Genomic DNA, 16,136 nt, shown 5'->3' on the forward strand with positions numbered 1-16,136 from the left:
GTTTGTAAAACCTATCGGATCCTTTTCTCGAATCAATTTGACGGTCTCTCTTGCACCTTGGAGAATGAAAACCATTCTCAGGATCGCATCATGACCTCATTCATTCTCGCCCTGTCCGGAAGCAATGCCGTGCGCCCCGCGCAAGCCTCGCGCATGGCGGGCCTGCGCGCCATGGCCGGTTCGGGCCTGCTGGTGGCCGTGGGTTACATCGATCCGGGCAACTGGGCCACCGACATCGCCGGCGGCAGCGGCTTCGGCTATGGCCTCTTGGCCGTCGTGTTCGCGGCTGCCCTGCTGGGCATGGGCTTCCAGGTCCTGACGGCCCGCCTGGCGCTGGCCACCGGCCAGGATCTCGCCACCCTCACCGCCCGGCACCTGTCGCGCCCGGTGGCGCGCACCGCATGGATCGCGGGCGAAGCCGCCATCCTGGCGACGGCGCTGGCGGAACTGATCGGCGGCGCCATTGCATTGCGCCTGCTGCTGGGCCTGCCGCTGATGGGCGGCGTGGCCGTCACCGCGCTGGGCACGCTGGCCGTGTTCTATGCCGCACGCCGCAACGCCGGCCGGCACGAGCAGATCATCGGGGTATTGCTCGGCATCGTCGCCCTCGCCTTCGTGTACCTGCTGATACAGGCGCAGCCATCGGGGGCCACCATGGCGGCCGGCCTGGCGGACACCGGCCGCACGCTGCGCGATCCGCAGGCCTTCCTGGTGGCGCTGGGCATCCTGGGGGCCACGCTGATGCCGCACAACCTGTATCTGCATTCCGGTGCGCTGGCCCAGCGCTCCCGCGACCTGGCGCCTGCCGACCGCCCCCTGGCCATGCGCATCGCGCGCAACGACACCGTCGTGTCGCTGGGCATCGCCATGCTGATCAATGCCGCCATCATGATCGTCGCCGCGGCCTCGCTGTCGGGCGCCGGCCCGGTGGTCGCCAGCCTGGACGACGCGCACGCCGCCATCGCCCATACGCTGGGCGCGGGCGCGGCCATCATCTTTGCGATCGCCCTGTACGCGGCCGGCCAAAGCTCGACCATCACCGGCGTCATGGCGGGAGGCGTACTGTCGCGGGGCTTCCAGCCCGCGGGCAGCGGCTGGTCGGAACGCCGCCGGGCGCTGGCCACGCGCGCGGTCGCCGGGGTGGCTGCCCTGGCGTTGTTGACGGCCACCGGCGGCCAGGATCCGGACGGCCTGCTGGTGCTGAGCCAGGTCATCCTGAGCCTGGCCCTGCCCTTTGCCTTGATTCCGCTGGTGGTGCTGGCGCGCCGCCGCAGCGTGATGGGCCGCCATGCTCTGCGGGGCGCCTGGTCGGTGGCGGCGGTGGCGGCCACCACGGGCATCGTGCTGCTGGACGGTTATCTGCTGGCGCAGATGATGATGTGATGCCGCGGCGCAGCAACTTCTTCGAGCGTGGGAATGCAAAAGGCCGCCGTGGCATTCACGGCGGCCGTTCGATCTTGCGGCAGCGCGATTGCCATCAGCGCTGTCGGTACGGTGTGATCAGGACGGGCGGTAGGCGGAAATCACAGGATGCGCATCGCGCGCCGCCTTCACGCCCTGCAGGATCTCGCACCAGGCGTCACTCAAGCCAGCTCCCAGGCGCTTCAAACGGAGAGCCCGGGAACGCTGTCGGGACTGTCCGGCGATGCTGCTGGCCGGTTCGGCGGCAATGCGGATGTCGTTACGGACAATGTCGTTCATGGCTCTCTCCAGGAGGCGTGCGCGGGAAACTGACGAATCCATCTTAGACCTGCGGATGGTGCGTCGCAACAAAACTGGAGCAAATATGACAATGCCGTTGCGTGGCGGGTACACCCCACGGCATCGGGCAAACACGCGGGGACAAAGCCGCCGGTTCCGTCCGCGCGAAGACGGACGGAACCGCGACGGCCGTCAGGCCTGATCCAGTTGATCCAGATCGACGGGCAGCGCGCGGTTGATCACGCCCGCCACCTTGACCCGCAAGGCATTGGAATGCGCGCGGCGCACCTCGCGCTTGACGTCCAGCAATTGCTGCGGGTGCATCGAGAACTCGGTCAGGCCCAGGCCCAACAGCAGGCGCGTGTAGCGCGCATCGCCGGCCATCTCGCCGCATACCGCCACCGGCTTGCCGGCGCGCTCGCCGGCATTGATGGTATTGGCCACCAGCCGCAGCACGGCGGGATGCAGCGGGTCGTACAGCGACGCCACGTCGTGGTCGCCCCGGTCGATGGCCAGGGCGTACTGGATGAGGTCATTGGTGCCGATGGACAGGAAATCCAGCGCCTGCGCGAACGGCTCGATGGCGATGGCGATGGCCGGCACTTCGACCATGGCGCCCACTTCCATGTGGGCCGCGTAAGCCTGGCCCCGCGCATCGAGTTCGGCGCGCGCCGACGCGATGGCCGCGAACGTGGCCTGCACCTCGTGCATGTGCGCGATCATGGGCACCAGCAGCCGCACCGGCCCATGGGCCGACGCGCGCAGGATGGCGCGCAGTTGCGTGGCGAACATCTCGGGACGCGCCAGGCAGTAGCGGATGGCCCGCTGGCCCAGCGCCGGATTGGTCGCCACGGTGGCCTCGCCGTCCAGCGTCTTGTCCGAACCGATGTCCAGCGTGCGGATGGTGACCGGACGGCCCGCCATCACCTTCACGACGCTTGCATAGGCCTCGTACTGCTCTTCTTCGGTGGGCAGCGTGGCGCGGCCCATGAACAGGAATTCGCTGCGGAACAGGCCGATGCCGTCGGCGCCGGCGGCCATGGCCAGTTCGGCCTCTTCAGGCAGTTCGATGTTGGCGTGCAGGACGATGTCGATGCCGTCCAGCGTGATCGACGGCACGTCGCGCAACAGCGCCAGTTCGGCGCGCTCGTCGGCGTAGACGCCTTGCAGCGCGCGGTATTCGTCGAGGATGCGGGGCGACGGATTGACCAGCACGTTGCCCGTGGCGCCATCGACGATCAGCACGTCGCCATCGCGCACCAGTTCGCGCACGTTGCCCATGGCCACCACCGCCGGCACGCCCATGCTGCGCGCCACGATGGCGGTGTGCGACGTGGGACCGCCCAGATCGGTGACGAACGCCGCGAAGCGCGCGCCACGCAGGCGCAGCATGTCGGCCGGGGAAATATCATGCGCCACCACGACCATCGGCTCGCCGCCGTCGACCTGCGACGTGTCCGGCAAGGTGGCGGGGGTGCCGGAAAGCACCAGCAGCACGCGTTCGATGGCCTGCCGCACGTCGGCCCCGCGCTCGCGCAGGTACTCGTCCTCCATGGCCTCGAACTGCTCGCCCAGCATCTGGCCCTGGGCGGTCAGCGCCCACTCGGCGTTGTACTGGCGTTCGGAGATCAGGTCCAGCGCCGGTTCGGCCAACAACGGATCGCCCAGCAGCAGGCGATGCACGTTGAGCATGGCGCCCAGTTCACGCGGCGCGTCCTCGGGCAGCGTGTCCGCCATCTCGAGCAGTTCGTCCTGCGCCCGCCGCAGGGCGTCCGTCAGGCGTTCGCGCTCGGCGGGAATGTCTTCGGCGGCGATACGGTAGTGGGCGACCTCGAGCGCGGCGGCGCCCAGGACGACCGCTCGCCCGATGGCGTAGCCGCGCGCCACGGGCTTGCCGCGCAGCGCGATGACCGCGCCGGGTTGCTGTGGCACACCTGCCTGCTCGGCCGCCGCCGCGATCGCCTCGGCCAGCTTGGCGGCCTTCTTTTTACTCGTGCTCACCGAATTTGCTGTCGAACAGGGATTGGATGTCGGCCAGGGCCTGCTCGGCGTCGTTGCCGCTGGCATCCAGCCGGACCGTGACCCCCATGCCGGCGGCCAGCATCATCACGCCCATGATGCTCTTGGCGTTGACGCGCTTGGCGTCCCGCGAAATGAAGATCTCGCTCTGGTAGCGGCTGGCGAGCTGCGTCAACTTGGCCGCCGCGCGCGCATGCAGGCCAAGCTTGTTGCTGATGACGATATCTGAACTGGGCATAGGATCCTGAGACCACGATACAGGCCGGGCACGCTTCGGACGCCTGGCGTCCGAAACCGCGATACCCGCATGATATAGGGCAAAACGGTTGCCCGTCAGTCTACCTGCAAGCAACCCTGGACGCCGCCCGCCAGGGCCTTCTCGCGCGTGTCGGCCAGCGGCAGGTTGCGGTAGGTCAGCGCCCGCAGCAGCATGGGGGTGTTCAGCCCGGCCAGCACGCAGCAGCGCGTGCCCTGCGCCTGCGCATCGGCCACCGCGCGCTTGGCGATGTTGGCCGGCGTGGCGCCGATCAGGTCGGTCAGCACCAGCACGCCCTCGCCACGGTCGACCCGCAGGATGTCCTGCAGCACCGCCGGGGCCTGGACCTCGGGCGTGTCTTCGGGCTGGATGTCGTGCACGGCCAGCGAATCGGCGACGACGCCGCCCAGCACATGGCTGGCCAGTTCATGCATGGCGTCGCCCAGCGGCGCATGCACCACGATGACGATACCGGTCACGATGGCATCCGTCCGAAGGACGATGACAGCGGCGGACAGGACGCGCGCGGGGCGCAAGGCGGTATTTGCATGGCGGATATCGAGGTTCAGCCGACCGCGCGTTCCAGCGCTTTGGCGAACATCTCTCCTACGTTGAAACCGGTTTGCTCGGTGATCTCGACGAAGCAGGTGGGGCTGGTGACGTTCACTTCGGTGACGTAGTCGCCGATCACGTCCAGGCCCACCAGCAGCAGGCCGCGGCCGGCCAGGCGCTCTGCGGCGGTGGCGGCGATCTGGCGGTCGCGGTCGGACAGCGGCTGCGCCACGCCCCGGCCGCCGGCGGCCAGGTTGCCGCGCGTTTCGCCGGCCAGCGGAATGCGCGCCAGGCAATACGGAACGGGTTCGCCGCCGATCAGCAGGATGCGCTTGTCACCCTTGACGATCTCGGGAATGTAGCGTTGCGCCATGATGGTGCGCTGGCCGTTGTCGGTCAGCGTTTCCAGGATGGCGTTGCGGTTGGGTTCTTCGGCGCGCAGGCGGAAGATGCCGGTGCCACCCATGCCGTCGAGAGGCTTGACGATCACGTCCTGGTGCTGCGCGTGAAAGGCCTTCAGGCGATCCATGTCGCGCGTGACCAGCGTGGGCGTGGCCAGGTCGGCGAACTCGGTGATGGTGAGTTTCTCGGGATGGTTGCGGATGGCCGCCCCGCTGTTGAACACGCGCGCACCCTGGGCCTGCGCATACTCGAGCAGGTGGGTGGAGTACACGTATTCCATGTCGAACGGCGGGTCCTTGCGCATGATCACGGCGTCGAAAGCGGACAACGGCAGATCAACGGAATAGCCATTCGCCGCCCGGCCGCCCGAAGGCGGACGCGCGCCCTCGGAGGCCAGCGAGCCGTCAGGCGCGGCGTGGGGGCCAACCTCCCGCCACCACGCGTGTTCGTGCAGATCGGCGCCTTCGACCAGCTCGATGGCGGTCGTGCGCGCCTTGACGATGCCTTCATCGATGTACAGATCGCCCTGCAGGGTGACGCTGAGCGTATGGCCGCGCGCGGACAGCGCCCGCATCATGGCGACGGAACTGTCCTTGTACGCTTTGAGCAGCGGCAAGGGATCGATGACGAACAGGACATGCATGAGTACACCCGCTTGTTACCTCCGCCGACAAAGGCGGACACAGACGGTCATGGTAGCTTAAATGGGGCGTGCGAGGCGGAAGCGCAAGCCCCGGCGACATGGCGTGGCCGGACCCCGGCGTGTCAGAGACAGGCCGGCGCAATGCCCGGGCGGCTGGAAAACACGCGGAAAAACATACGGCCCGGCGCCGCAAGGCGGCCGGGCCGTTCGTCGTTCAAGCCGCGTCGGCCTTGCCGGCCTTCTTGCGAGGGGCCAGCACCATGACCATTTGACGGCCTTCCAGCTTGGGCATCGCCTCGACCTGGGCCAGCTCGGTCAGGTCGTCGCGCACGCGTTCGAGCACGCGCATGCCCAGTTCCTGGTGGGCCATTTCACGACCGCGGAAACGCAGCGTGATCTTGGCCTTGTCGCCTTCCTCGAGGAAGCGGCGCAGGTTGCGCAGCTTGACTTGGTAGTCACCCTCGTCGGTGGCCGGACGGAACTTGACTTCCTTGACCTGAATGACCTTCTGCTTCGATCGGGCCTCGGCCTGGCGCTTCTGCTCCTGATACTTGAACTTACCGTAGTCCATCAGGCGGCAGACCGGCGGTTCGGCGTTGGGCGCGATTTCCACCAGATCCACGTCGCTTTGCTCGGAGAGACGGAATGCATCGGCAATCTTGACGATGCCCAACTGCTCTCCTTCCAGACCTATCAGACGCACCTCGGGCACGCGGATTTCACCGTTGATGCGTATGCTTTTTTCAGTGGCGATGTTGACGACTCCTAAAGATTAGACGGCGCTGCTTGCGGGTTGCTGCACGGCGCGGCGGGTGGCGACATCCTCGGACAGACGCGCGATGAAGTCATGGAGCGGCATGACGCCGAGGTCGAGGTTACCCAGACCGCGAACCGCAACAGTCCCATTCTGCATCTCCTTGTCGCCTACGACGAGGATATACGGAATCTTTTGCAGGCTATGCTCCCTGATTTTACGAGTGATTTTTTCACCGCGCAAATCGGCCTGCACCCTAAAGCCTTGTTTTTTCAGGGTTTGTGTTATTTGTGCCGCATAATCGGCCGAAGGCTCGGAAATACAGCACACAATGGCCTGCTCCGGAGCCAGCCAGGGCGGCATCGCGCCGGCGTGGTTCTCGATGAGCATGCCGATGAAACGCTCCAGCGAACCCAGGATGGCGCGGTGCAGCATCACCGGCGGACGGCGCTGGTCGTTCTGGTCCACGTACTCGGCGCCCAGGCGCACGGGCATGGAGAAATCGACCTGGATCGTGCCGCACTGCCAGTGGCGGCCGATGGCATCCTTCAGCGTGTATTCGATCTTGGGACCGTAGAAGGCGCCTTCTCCGGGCGAGATCTCGAATTCGCAACCGGTGCGGCGCAGGCTGTCCATCAGGGCCTGCTCGGCCTTGTCCCAGGTCTCGTCGCTGCCGATGCGCTTCTCGGGGCGCGTGGCCACCTTGTACAGCACCTCGTCGAAACCGAAGTCGCGGTACACCTTCTGCAGCAGCGCCGTGAAGTTGGCGCACTCTTCCTGCATCTGGTCTTCGGTGCAGAAGATATGGCCGTCGTCCTGCGTGAAGCCGCGCACGCGCATCATGCCGTGCAGCGACCCCGAGGGCTCGTTGCGGTGGCACTGGCCGAACTCGCCGTAGCGCAGCGGCAGTTCGCGGTAAGAGTGCAGGCCCGAATTGAAGATCTGCACGTGGCCCGGGCAGTTCATGGGCTTCAGGCCGTAGACGCGGTTCTCCGACTCGGTCGTGAACATGTTCTCGCGGTAGTTGTCCCAGTGGCCCGTTTTCTTCCATAGCGACAGGTCGAGGATCTGCGGCGCCTTCACTTCCTGGTAGCCGTTGTCGCGGTAGACGGCGCGCATGTACTGCTCGACCTGCTGCCACAGGGCCCAGCCTTTGGGATGCCAGAACAGCAGGCCCGGCGCTTCGTCCTGGAAGTGGAACAGGTCGAGGTCGCGGCCGATCTTGCGGTGGTCGCGGCGCTCGGCTTCGGCCAGCATGTGCAGATAGGCTTCCTGGTCTTCCTTCGAGCCCCAGGCCGTGCCGTAGATGCGTTGCAGCATCTCGTTGTTGCTGTCGCCGCGCCAGTAGGCGCCGGCCACCTTCATCAGCTTGAAGACCTTGAGCTTGCCCGTGGACGGCACGTGCGGGCCGCGGCACAGGTCGATGAACGGGCCTTCGCGGTACAGGCTGAGGGTTTCGTTGGACGGGATCGACGCGATGATCTCGGCCTTGTAGCGTTCGCCGATGCCTTCGAAGAACTTGACGGCGTCGTCGCGCGTCCATTCCTCGCGCGTGACCACTTCGTCCTTCCTGGCCAGTTCGGCCATCTTTTTCTCGATGGCTTCGAGGTCTTCGGGCGTGAAGGGACGCTTGTACGAAAAGTCGTAGTAGAAGCCGTTGTCGATGACCGGGCCGATGGTGACCTGGGCGTCGGGGAACAGCTCTTTCACCGCATACGCCAGCAAGTGGGCCGTGGAATGGCGGATCATGTCCAGGCCGTCGGCATCCTTGGCGGTGACGATGGACAGGCTCGTGTCGTGGTCGATGCGGAAACTGGTGTCGACCAGGCGCGGCTCGGCGCCGGCTTGCGCGATCCTGCCGCCCAGCGCGGCCTTGGCCAGGCCGGTACCGATGGACTGCGCAACCTCGGCGACCGTGACCGGACCGGGATACTGGCGCTGGGAACCATCGGGCAATGTGATTTGAACCATCGGAGCACTTCCTGGAATGAAAAACGAAGAACGCGGCCTTTAGCCGCGTTCGATCTGATTGCCTGCTGGGCTGCTGTCTAGGGCGACACGCGGGACCCGACTTCGGACTTACTTACGCGACATGGTGCGGAAGTATCCGGTCGTAGTTCGTGCGGGCTTCAAAGGCAGCATGGTAATGAGGAATGGCTTCGGGGAAGCGACCAATGTACCGGCATTGCGTACATGAAAGCGGAACACGTCAGTCGCAGATTGCGCCAATTGTAGCACTTCATGAGAAGTCGGGGACCGATTGCCTTTTTGTCGCCCCCGGGGCGTCACTTTGTCTGATTTTCCAGGGTGCTGCAGCCTTACGACTGCAAAAACGCAACATATTGTTACCCATCTCGTAAAGCATGGCCCGTCAAAGCAAGTCGCATGTTCTCGATGTTCCGACGTTCGCAGCCCCCCACCCATGACCCAACCTCATCACGCACCCATCCAGACCCCATCCCTCCTCCTTTGCGAAGCCGATAGCCGCCTGGCCGCCGGACGGCGCTACATGCTGCTGTCCCGCCCCAGCCACCGCCTGCGCGTCGCCATCCTCGACGACCATCCCGTGACCACCATGGGCATCGCCTCGTTCCTGCGCGGCAATGCCGACCTCGACGTCGTGCACGCCGAGACCTCGGCCGAAAGCCTGGTCGCCAATCTGCAGCACATGCCCTGCGACGTCGCCGTGGTCGACTACTACCTGCCCGACGATCCCTGGGACGGCATGGACTTCATCAAGCGGCTGCGCCGGCTGTACCCGGGCATGGCGCTCATCACCCTGTCGGCGGGCCGCGCGCAGGACACCGAATACGCGGCCTATCGCGCGGGCGCCAACGGCTACCTGTCCAAGACCGAGCCGCCGCACACCATCCCCGACATGATCCGCGCCACCGTCGGCGACCCGCGCAATTTCTATGTCAGCACGTTTGGCCGCGTGCACCGCGCCGAACCCCGGCATCCCGATGCCCGGCTGACCGCCGCGGAAACCGAGATCCTGCGGCATATCGCGCTGGGCTTCTCCGTCACGCAGGTCGCCACGCGCCTGGTGCGCAGCAAGAAAACCGTCAGCACCCACAAGCGCCGCGCCATGCGCAAGCTGGGCCTGGCCGACGACCTGGCGCTGGCGCTTTACCTGAAAGAGAAGTTCCGGCGGGACGCGGCAGAGGAATAGCAGCCGTGTCCGTACCCTTCCCCCCTGACGGCCGGGTGGGTCCGCCCGGCCATGCCCTGCCCAGCCTGGCGATGCTCGACCTGCCCCGCCTGCGCGGCATCTGTCCCGATGCCAGTCAGCTGAATCGCCTGCTGCTCCTGGCGCGCGAGCAACTGCACGCGGATCTGACGCGGATGCGGGCGGCCCTGGAACGCGGCGACGCCGTTGCCGCGGCCGAGCGCATCCATCACATCAAGGGCGCGGCCTGCATGCTGTGCCCGACGGGCGATGGCCTGCTCGGTCAGTTGGATGCGGCGCGCGCCGCCACGCTGGCTTGCACGACGATGCGAGATATCGGCCCTGTCCTCGCCGATCTGGAGAAAAGCCTGCGAAGTTTTGACGCGCAGTTGCAGGCCGCGATCCGGGCCAAGCCTGAGCCTTGAGCCCGCGAACCGCACATTGACGCCAGCCGCGATCTCTCGACTGCCGGAACCGTGCTACCGTTGCCGCCCGAAATTCCGAAGGTGGCGGCCGCCTGCTCGATAACACGCCTCGGGCCATTGGCGTCCCCATCCAAACAACCGCTCGCCGGAGACCCCATCATGTCGAACACGGGTGTCGATATCACCACCTACGCCGCCAACTCGATCGCCGATGCCACGACATTGGGGCTGCTGCTGTTCCTGGCCACCAAGGACAAGCCCGCCATCGAAGCCGCCCACCGCAGCATGCACACGATGCTGTCCAACTTGCTGAACGATGAGCACGTCCCCGAAGACCTGAAAGCGCACATCCGCACACGCCTGCATTCGATCTGCGAGATCGCCCTTCAGCAGTGCAAGTAAGCCGGCAGCACGTCCGCGCCGCGCCCAGCGATGGCTCGCGGCGATGCCGGACAAATCCGCCTCGATGCCGCGCGCCCATCGGAACATCTCGCCTGTGCGGGTAAATCCAGCCTGTGCGGGTAATATCCCTTGCAGCCGTCAACCGTGGCCACCAGGAGAGAATATGAAGCGCAACTTCGAAGTCATCATGACGATCCTCACTGCCCTCGAAACCGATGAGGTCGAGGTCCACGACCCCAAGGCGCTGATCGATGCCGCCGCAAAAGGGAATTCCGCGATGGGCCCGCTGTTCGGCCACCACATCCGGATCCTGCTCGACGCGGGACTGCTGACCAAGGAAAGCCATGGCATACGCCTGACGTGGGCCGGCCACGAATACTTGGCTGAAGCCAGGCTCGGGGCGGAGATGGCGCACGCCGAACAGCAGTAAAACCCGTCGCGCCCGATGTGGCGCCCGCAATACCCCGACGCCCCTGTGCGAGGGGCGGGAGCATGGCGCGCCATTCGACGAAAAGCAAAAAGCCGCTGAGTCATGGACATAGCGGCTTTTTTGCGGCACTGCTTTTTGGCGGCAATTGGCATTGCCGGCATTAATTCTGGTAGGCGGTATTGGAATCGAACCAACGACCTCCACGATGTCAACGTGGCGCTCTAACCATCTGAGCTAACCGCCTTCAATCGCTGCCGTTCGTTTTTTTGCGCGTCAGCAGCGAAGAAAAAGATTATAGCGAAGCTTTTTGGGCTGCGCAACTCAGTTGGCGGAAAAATTCACGGAATCGATGAATTTTCTTACGCGCTCGATCGACTTCAATCCCGGGCCCTCTTCCACGCCGCTGCTGACGTCCACCGCCCATGGCCGCACCGCTCGTACGGCGTCGGCCACGTTCTCGGGCGTCAAGCCGCCAGCCAGCACCAAGGCGCGGCGGTCGGGCGAGGCCTGCACGCCCGCCAGCAAGGCGTGATCGAAGCCCAGGCCGCTGCCGCCGTAGCCCGCGCTATGGCTGTCGAACAGCCAGCCCGCCGCGTCGTGGTATTGCGCGCAATGCGCGGCCAAGGCATCCGAGGTATCCAGGCCCGGCGCCCCCACGCGGAATGCGCGCAGATAGCGGCGGCCATGGCGGCGGCATTCTTCAGGCGCTTCGTCGCCATGGAACTGCAGCAGGTCGGGACCGACCTCATCCACGATGGCGCGCATCTCGTCCTGGCTGGCATTGACCGTCAGGGCGACCACGTCCACGAAGGCAGGTACGCGGCGGCGCAGTGCGGCGGCGCGCGCCGGCGAGACATAGCGCTTGCTGCCAGGATAGAAGACAAAGCCGATGGCGTCGGCGCCGGCCTGGACAACGGCGTCGAGGTCCGCCTCGCGGGTCAGGCCGCAGATCTTGATTCGGGTGCGCATGAGAGATCGGGATAGCCTTGAGCAGCTGGAAGCTGCTCATCAATTAAGGATGCGTAGCGTAATGCTATCCGGCCATCATATCGAACGACGCCGGACGTTCAGCCGATGAAGGGCGCCAGTTGCGATGCCGCGGGATCGAACGGCGGCAGGCCGAATTCGCAGGGGTACTCGATATCGGCCAGATACAGGCCATCGGGCATGAAGGTGGGCGCGCCCAGCCTGCGGTCGCGCGCTTGCAGCAACCGGCCCATCCAGGCCACGCTTTCGCGGCCCTGGCCCACCTGCAGCAGCGCGCCGATCAGGTTGCGCACCATGTGATGCAGGAAGGCGTTGGCGCGCAGCGTGAAGACGATGAACGGGCCACGGTCTTCGATGTCCAGGCGATGCATGGTGCGCACCGGATGCCTGGCCTGGCACTGCGAGGACCGGAAGCTGGAAAAATCATGCTCGCCGATCAGCGCCCGCGCGGCCTGGCGCATGGCATCCAGGTCCAGCGGCTGGAAGCACCAACCGGCGCGGCCAGCCCATAGCGGCGGACGCACGCGGCCGCGCCACAGCAGATAGACGTAGGTGCGCGAGCGCGCCGAGAAACGCGCATGGAAGGTCTCGGGCATCGACTGCGCCCACTGCACGGCGATGCTGGGCGGCAGGAAAGCGTTGACGCCCCGCACCCAGGACTGGTCGCGGCGCGCCAGATCCGTATCCAAATGCACGACCTGCGCGGCGCCGTGGACACCGGTATCGGTGCGGCCGGCGCAGATCGTCGCGATGGGTAGATGGGCGCCGCCGAAGGCGCCCAGCGCGGCTTCGAGTGTGTCCTGCACGGTCTGGCCGTGCGGTTGAGTCTGCCAGCCCTGCCAGGCCGACCCATCGTAGGCCAGGCCCAGGGCGATGCGCGGCATGTCAGGTCCGGTTGTTGTACGAAGGCGGGGCGAACGGCGACGGGGCCGGCGATTGCGATGGCGCCGTCCCCGAAGCCTGGGCTGGAGGCGTGGAGCCGCTGCCCTGCGCCGGCGGCGTTTCGACGGAGGGGGAAGGATTCAAGGGCGTGGCGAACGGGGAAGGCGCCGAGGACGGCGCAGGCGGAGCCGCCGGACCGACAGCAGGCGTTACCGCTGGCGAGGCATCGCGCTGGACCGGTTTGGCCTCGTCCGTGGGGGGATGATTCAGGTCGAGATCGATCGCATCGAGCTTGCGGCTGAAGGCGCGGCTGTCGAAAGGCGGAGGGTCGCTGTAGTCGACCGCTTCCACGTCTTCGTTGCGGCGCGCGCCCGCCCGGCGCAGCATCCAGGCCACGATGAAAATCAGTACCGCGAGCACCGCCGTGATGACGGCCAACAGGTTATCGACCAACCACGAAGGCATGCCGACCTTGGCCGGCGCGACAGCGGTGCCCTGCTGCGTGGATGGCGCGTTGCCAGCCGCGCCGACGGTTGCCGAAGGCGTGCCCGCCGCGGCGCCACCAGCCCCCGCCAGGGCAGGCGTGCCCGATTGGCCCGATTGGCCCGATTGATCCGATTGACCCGATTGACCCGAGGGCGCGCCGCCCGGGGCAACGCTGCTCCCGCCCGCCGTTCCATTGCCCGGCACCGCTGCCGAGGCGCCGCTGGCGGCACCCGAGCCAGCCGAACCCACGCCAGCCGAACCCGCGCCGGCCGCACCCACGCCAGCCACACCCGCGCCGGCGGCACCCGCGCCGACGGCTGCCGGGCCATTCGCACCCGAGGCACCGCTTCCGGAAGCATTGCCTTCAACGCCCGCCGAGCCACCCGAAGCCCCCCCGGTGGAACCTGCCGCAGCGCCCGAGCCCGCGTCCGCCGCCGTGGCCCCGCTGGCCGCGGGCCGGGCGGCGTTGCCTTGTCCTGCCGCACCGCCTTGAGTACCCGAAGCGCCGGTGGCCGCGTCACTGGCCCCCTGGCCAGCCGCCACGCGGTTCAGCGCATCCACGTTGGACTGCAGCGCATCGACGCGCTGGCGCGCCTCGTCCATGGCACGCTGGTCGGAAGCGCGGGCATCGCCCGCCGCCTCCGCCGCCCCCCCGGCGCCAGCCACCGAACCGCCCGCCGCACCCGCCGTTCCATTGGACAAGCGCAGGCGGTCCTGAGCCGGCGGCTGCGCCGCGGCCGCGCCGCTGCTGGCGCTCTCCACCTGGCCGGACGAACCATCGGCGCGCGGCACGGCGGCGCGCCCCCCGGCAGCGGCGCCGAGGCGCGCGCGATATCGGTCGTAAGCGGCGGCCTGCTCGACGAAAATACGGCGTGCCTCGGCGGGATCGACGGCACGCACGGTGGCGGCGTCGGGAATCGCCAGCGTCTCGCCGGCGCGCACCAGATTCATGTTGTTCTGGATGAAGGCCTGCGGATTGGCCTGCCACAGCGCCACCAGCATCTGGTAGATGGACGCGTCGGCGACCGCGTGGCGCACGGCAATCCCCGAAAGCGTCTGCCCGGGACGCACGGTCACGTCGTCGACGCGTCGCGCCGCCTGCGCGCCGGCGGACGCGGGCTGGGGCGCCGCACCGGGCGCCGGGACAGTTGCGCGGCGCAAGCCGGCCTCGGCGTCGCGCGCGGGCACCATCAGCGTGACCTGCATCTGGCGCTGGCCGGCGCTGGAGCGCAGATCCAGCAGCATGTCGACGGTTTGCGTGGTGATCGGCTGCGTGGCGGTGATGCTGACCACGCGGCGCGCCGCGCCGCTGCCCTCGAGATTGACCCGGGTATCGGCCAACGGAACCGGCGGTTGCAGGCCGGCGCGCTGCCACGACGCGGCATCGGCCAGTTGCACCTGCAGCGAGGCGGCCTCGTCAGCCGTCAGGTCCAGCAGCGGAATCTCGATGCGCATGGGCTCGCCGGGCAAGGAGGCGACCCGCGCGTGTCCTGCACGCGCCGCCTGCGCATCCGCCCAGGCGGAAGTGCCGATGGCCAGCGCCAACGCCAGGCCCAGGACCTTGTTACGGGGGACATGATGCAGGCTACGCGGGTGCGAAGTCATGAGCCGGGATTCCCTATTCTGCTTTCCGTGATCAATCGATATGGCGCAGGACTGCGATGTCGGAAAACGCAGCCCGGAAGTGTAAAGCCATCCCGCATGGCGTTCAAACCTGCAATCTGCCTGTCATGCCGGAAAATACACCCGGGATGTGACGAGAGCACCCGCAGGTGCTCTCGCCTTACCCCGATAGCGCGGCGACCGGCGCCGCGCGCGGAAGAATCAGGCCTCGGCCAGAGCGATGCGCAGCATGCGGCGCAGCGGTTCGGCCGCGCCCCACAGCAGTTGGTCGCCGACAGTGAAGGCGCCCAGGTAGTCCGAGCCCATCGACAGCTTGCGCAGACGGCCCACCGGGATGTCCAGCGTGCCGGTGACGGCAACCGGGGTCAGGCCCTTGACCGTGTCTTCCTTGGTGTTGGGGATGACCTTGGCCCATTGGGTGCCCTGGGCGATGAGGTCCTGGATTTCGTCCAGCGGCACGTCGCGCTTGAGCTTGATGGTCAGCGCCTGGCTGTGGCAGCGCATGGCGCCGATGCGCACGCACAGGCCGTCGATCGGGGTGGGCGGGGTGCCGAAGGCCGCGCCGCGGCCCAGGATCTTGTTGGTCTCGGCTTCGCCCTTCCACTCTTCCTTGGACATGCCGTTGCCCAGATCCTTGTCGATCCAGGGGATGAGGTTGCCGCCCAGCGGGACCCCGAAGTGCTCGCGGGCCAGGCCCGGATCCTGCTGGGCCGCCAGCACGCCGCGGTCGATGTCCAGGATGGCCGATGCCGGATCGTCCAGCAGCGGGCGCACGGCCTGGTTCAGCGTGCCGAACTGGGTGAGCAGTTCGCGCATGTGCTGCGCGCCGCCGCCCGAGGCCGCCTGGTACGTCATGGAGGTCATCCACTCGACCAGGTCGTTGTTGAACAGGCCGGCCAGGCCCATCAGCATGCAGCTGACGGTGCAGTTGCCGCCGACGAAGTTGCGCACGCCACGCTTGAGGGCGGCGTCGATGACCGGACGGTTGACCGGGTCGAGCACGATGATGGCGTCATCGGCCATGCGCAGCGTGCTGGCGGCGTCGATCCAGATGCCGGTCCAGCCTTCGTTGCGCAGGCGGCCGTACACCTCGGTGGTGTAGTCGCCGCCCTGGGCGGTGACGATGATCGGCAGTTTCTTGAGCGCTTCGATGTCGTAGGCGTCTTGCAACGGGCCCGCGCCGTCCGCCCACGAAGGGGCGGCGCCGCCGGCGTTGCTGGTGGAGAAGAACACGGGTTCGATCAGGGCGAAGTCATTTTCGTCGCGCATGCGCTGCATGAGCACCGAACCAACCATGCCGCGCCACCCGACGAGGCCTACTGCTTGCGTCATCTTGAAGAGCTCTTGAAAGTGATAACTACGTGAAAGAAGAAGGGAATCCTTCCAATTTATCAGAATGCGCGGC

At 66.9% G+C, this 16,136-nt stretch carries 16 protein-coding genes and 1 tRNA gene; 5 read left to right on the forward strand and 12 right to left on the reverse strand.

Annotation, left to right across the window (positions count from 1 at the left end; genetic code table 11):
- The first annotated feature begins 90 nt into the window (after positions 1–90).
- A complete protein-coding gene (locus tag A6745_RS18700; protein WP_066130396.1) occupies positions 91–1,383 on the forward strand; it encodes an Nramp family divalent metal transporter in 1,293 nt (430 codons plus the stop codon).
- Positions 1,384–1,500: 117 nt separating this feature from the next.
- On the opposite strand, the gene A6745_RS18705 is transcribed toward A6745_RS18700, so the two are convergent.
- The 7 genes from A6745_RS18705 to thrS form a co-directional block, all read right to left on the reverse strand.
- Entirely contained in the window at positions 1,501–1,701 is a 201-nt protein-coding gene (locus A6745_RS18705) for a hypothetical protein (protein WP_066130399.1), read from the reverse strand.
- Positions 1,702–1,893: 192 nt separating this feature from the next.
- Complete coding sequence (gene ptsP, locus A6745_RS18710) at positions 1,894–3,603, reverse strand: phosphoenolpyruvate--protein phosphotransferase (protein WP_082853185.1); 1,710 nt, start codon at positions 3,601–3,603, stop codon at positions 1,894–1,896.
- 85 nt (positions 3,604–3,688) lie between these two features.
- Positions 3,689–3,958, reverse strand: coding sequence for an HPr family phosphocarrier protein (locus A6745_RS18715; RefSeq protein WP_066130402.1), 270 nt, complete (start codon positions 3,956–3,958; stop codon positions 3,689–3,691).
- A gap of 95 nt (positions 3,959–4,053) precedes the next feature.
- On the reverse strand, positions 4,054–4,455 hold the full coding sequence (locus A6745_RS18720) for a PTS sugar transporter subunit IIA (RefSeq protein WP_066131387.1): 402 nt from the start codon (positions 4,453–4,455) through the stop codon (positions 4,054–4,056).
- An 86-nt stretch (positions 4,456–4,541) separates the two neighbouring features.
- Positions 4,542–5,573 (reverse strand): glutathione synthase, encoded by a 1,032-nt coding sequence (gene gshB / locus A6745_RS18725; protein WP_066130404.1) that lies wholly within the window; start codon positions 5,571–5,573, stop codon positions 4,542–4,544.
- 214 nt (positions 5,574–5,787) lie between these two features.
- Positions 5,788–6,285 (reverse strand): translation initiation factor IF-3, encoded by a 498-nt coding sequence (infC, locus tag A6745_RS18730; protein WP_328587229.1) that lies wholly within the window; start codon positions 6,283–6,285, stop codon positions 5,788–5,790.
- A 60-nt stretch (positions 6,286–6,345) separates the two neighbouring features.
- Positions 6,346–8,298: a threonine--tRNA ligase gene (gene thrS / locus A6745_RS18735; protein WP_066130408.1), complete on the reverse strand. Its 1,953-nt coding sequence runs from the start codon at positions 8,296–8,298 to the stop codon at positions 6,346–6,348.
- Between the two features lie 451 nt (positions 8,299–8,749).
- Here thrS and A6745_RS18740 point away from each other — a divergent pair, with 451 nt between their 5' ends.
- The 4 genes from A6745_RS18740 to A6745_RS18755 all read left to right on the forward strand — a co-directional run bounded on the left by A6745_RS18740 (position 8,750) and on the right by A6745_RS18755 (position 10,753).
- Positions 8,750–9,499, forward strand: a complete 750-nt coding sequence (locus A6745_RS18740; protein ID WP_156513443.1) for a response regulator transcription factor — start codon at positions 8,750–8,752, stop codon at positions 9,497–9,499.
- Between the two features lie 71 nt (positions 9,500–9,570).
- The gene (locus tag A6745_RS18745; protein ID WP_156513444.1) at positions 9,571–9,921 is read left to right on the forward strand and encodes a hypothetical protein; all 351 of its coding nucleotides are present in this window, start codon (positions 9,571–9,573) and stop codon (positions 9,919–9,921) included.
- A gap of 159 nt (positions 9,922–10,080) precedes the next feature.
- Positions 10,081–10,323 (forward strand): hypothetical protein, encoded by a 243-nt coding sequence (locus tag A6745_RS18750; RefSeq protein WP_066130419.1) that lies wholly within the window; start codon positions 10,081–10,083, stop codon positions 10,321–10,323.
- Positions 10,324–10,486: 163 nt separating this feature from the next.
- The gene (locus A6745_RS18755; protein ID WP_066130422.1) at positions 10,487–10,753 is read left to right on the forward strand and encodes a hypothetical protein; all 267 of its coding nucleotides are present in this window, start codon (positions 10,487–10,489) and stop codon (positions 10,751–10,753) included.
- A 167-nt stretch (positions 10,754–10,920) separates the two neighbouring features.
- Here A6745_RS18755 and A6745_RS18760 read toward each other — a convergent pair.
- The 5 genes from A6745_RS18760 to asd all read right to left on the reverse strand — a co-directional run bounded on the left by A6745_RS18760 (position 10,921) and on the right by asd (position 16,063).
- Positions 10,921–10,997, reverse strand: a tRNA-Val gene (locus A6745_RS18760).
- A gap of 77 nt (positions 10,998–11,074) precedes the next feature.
- Positions 11,075–11,722: a phosphoribosylanthranilate isomerase gene (locus A6745_RS18765; protein ID WP_066130425.1), complete on the reverse strand. Its 648-nt coding sequence runs from the start codon at positions 11,720–11,722 to the stop codon at positions 11,075–11,077.
- 98 nt (positions 11,723–11,820) lie between these two features.
- Positions 11,821–12,624, reverse strand: coding sequence for a tRNA pseudouridine(38-40) synthase TruA (gene truA / locus A6745_RS18770; RefSeq protein WP_066130428.1), 804 nt, complete (start codon positions 12,622–12,624; stop codon positions 11,821–11,823).
- A gap of 1 nt (position 12,625) precedes the next feature.
- Positions 12,626–14,713, reverse strand: a complete 2,088-nt coding sequence (locus A6745_RS18775) for a FimV/HubP family polar landmark protein (protein WP_066130430.1) — start codon at positions 14,711–14,713, stop codon at positions 12,626–12,628.
- Between the two features lie 219 nt (positions 14,714–14,932).
- Entirely contained in the window at positions 14,933–16,063 is a 1,131-nt protein-coding gene (gene asd / locus A6745_RS18780) for an aspartate-semialdehyde dehydrogenase (RefSeq protein ID WP_066130433.1), read from the reverse strand.
- Positions 16,064–16,136: the final 73 nt, after the last annotated feature.

The organism is Bordetella ansorpii (genome assembly GCF_900078705.1).
Taxonomy (GTDB): Bacteria; Pseudomonadota; Gammaproteobacteria; order Burkholderiales; family Burkholderiaceae_B; genus Bordetella; species Bordetella ansorpii_A.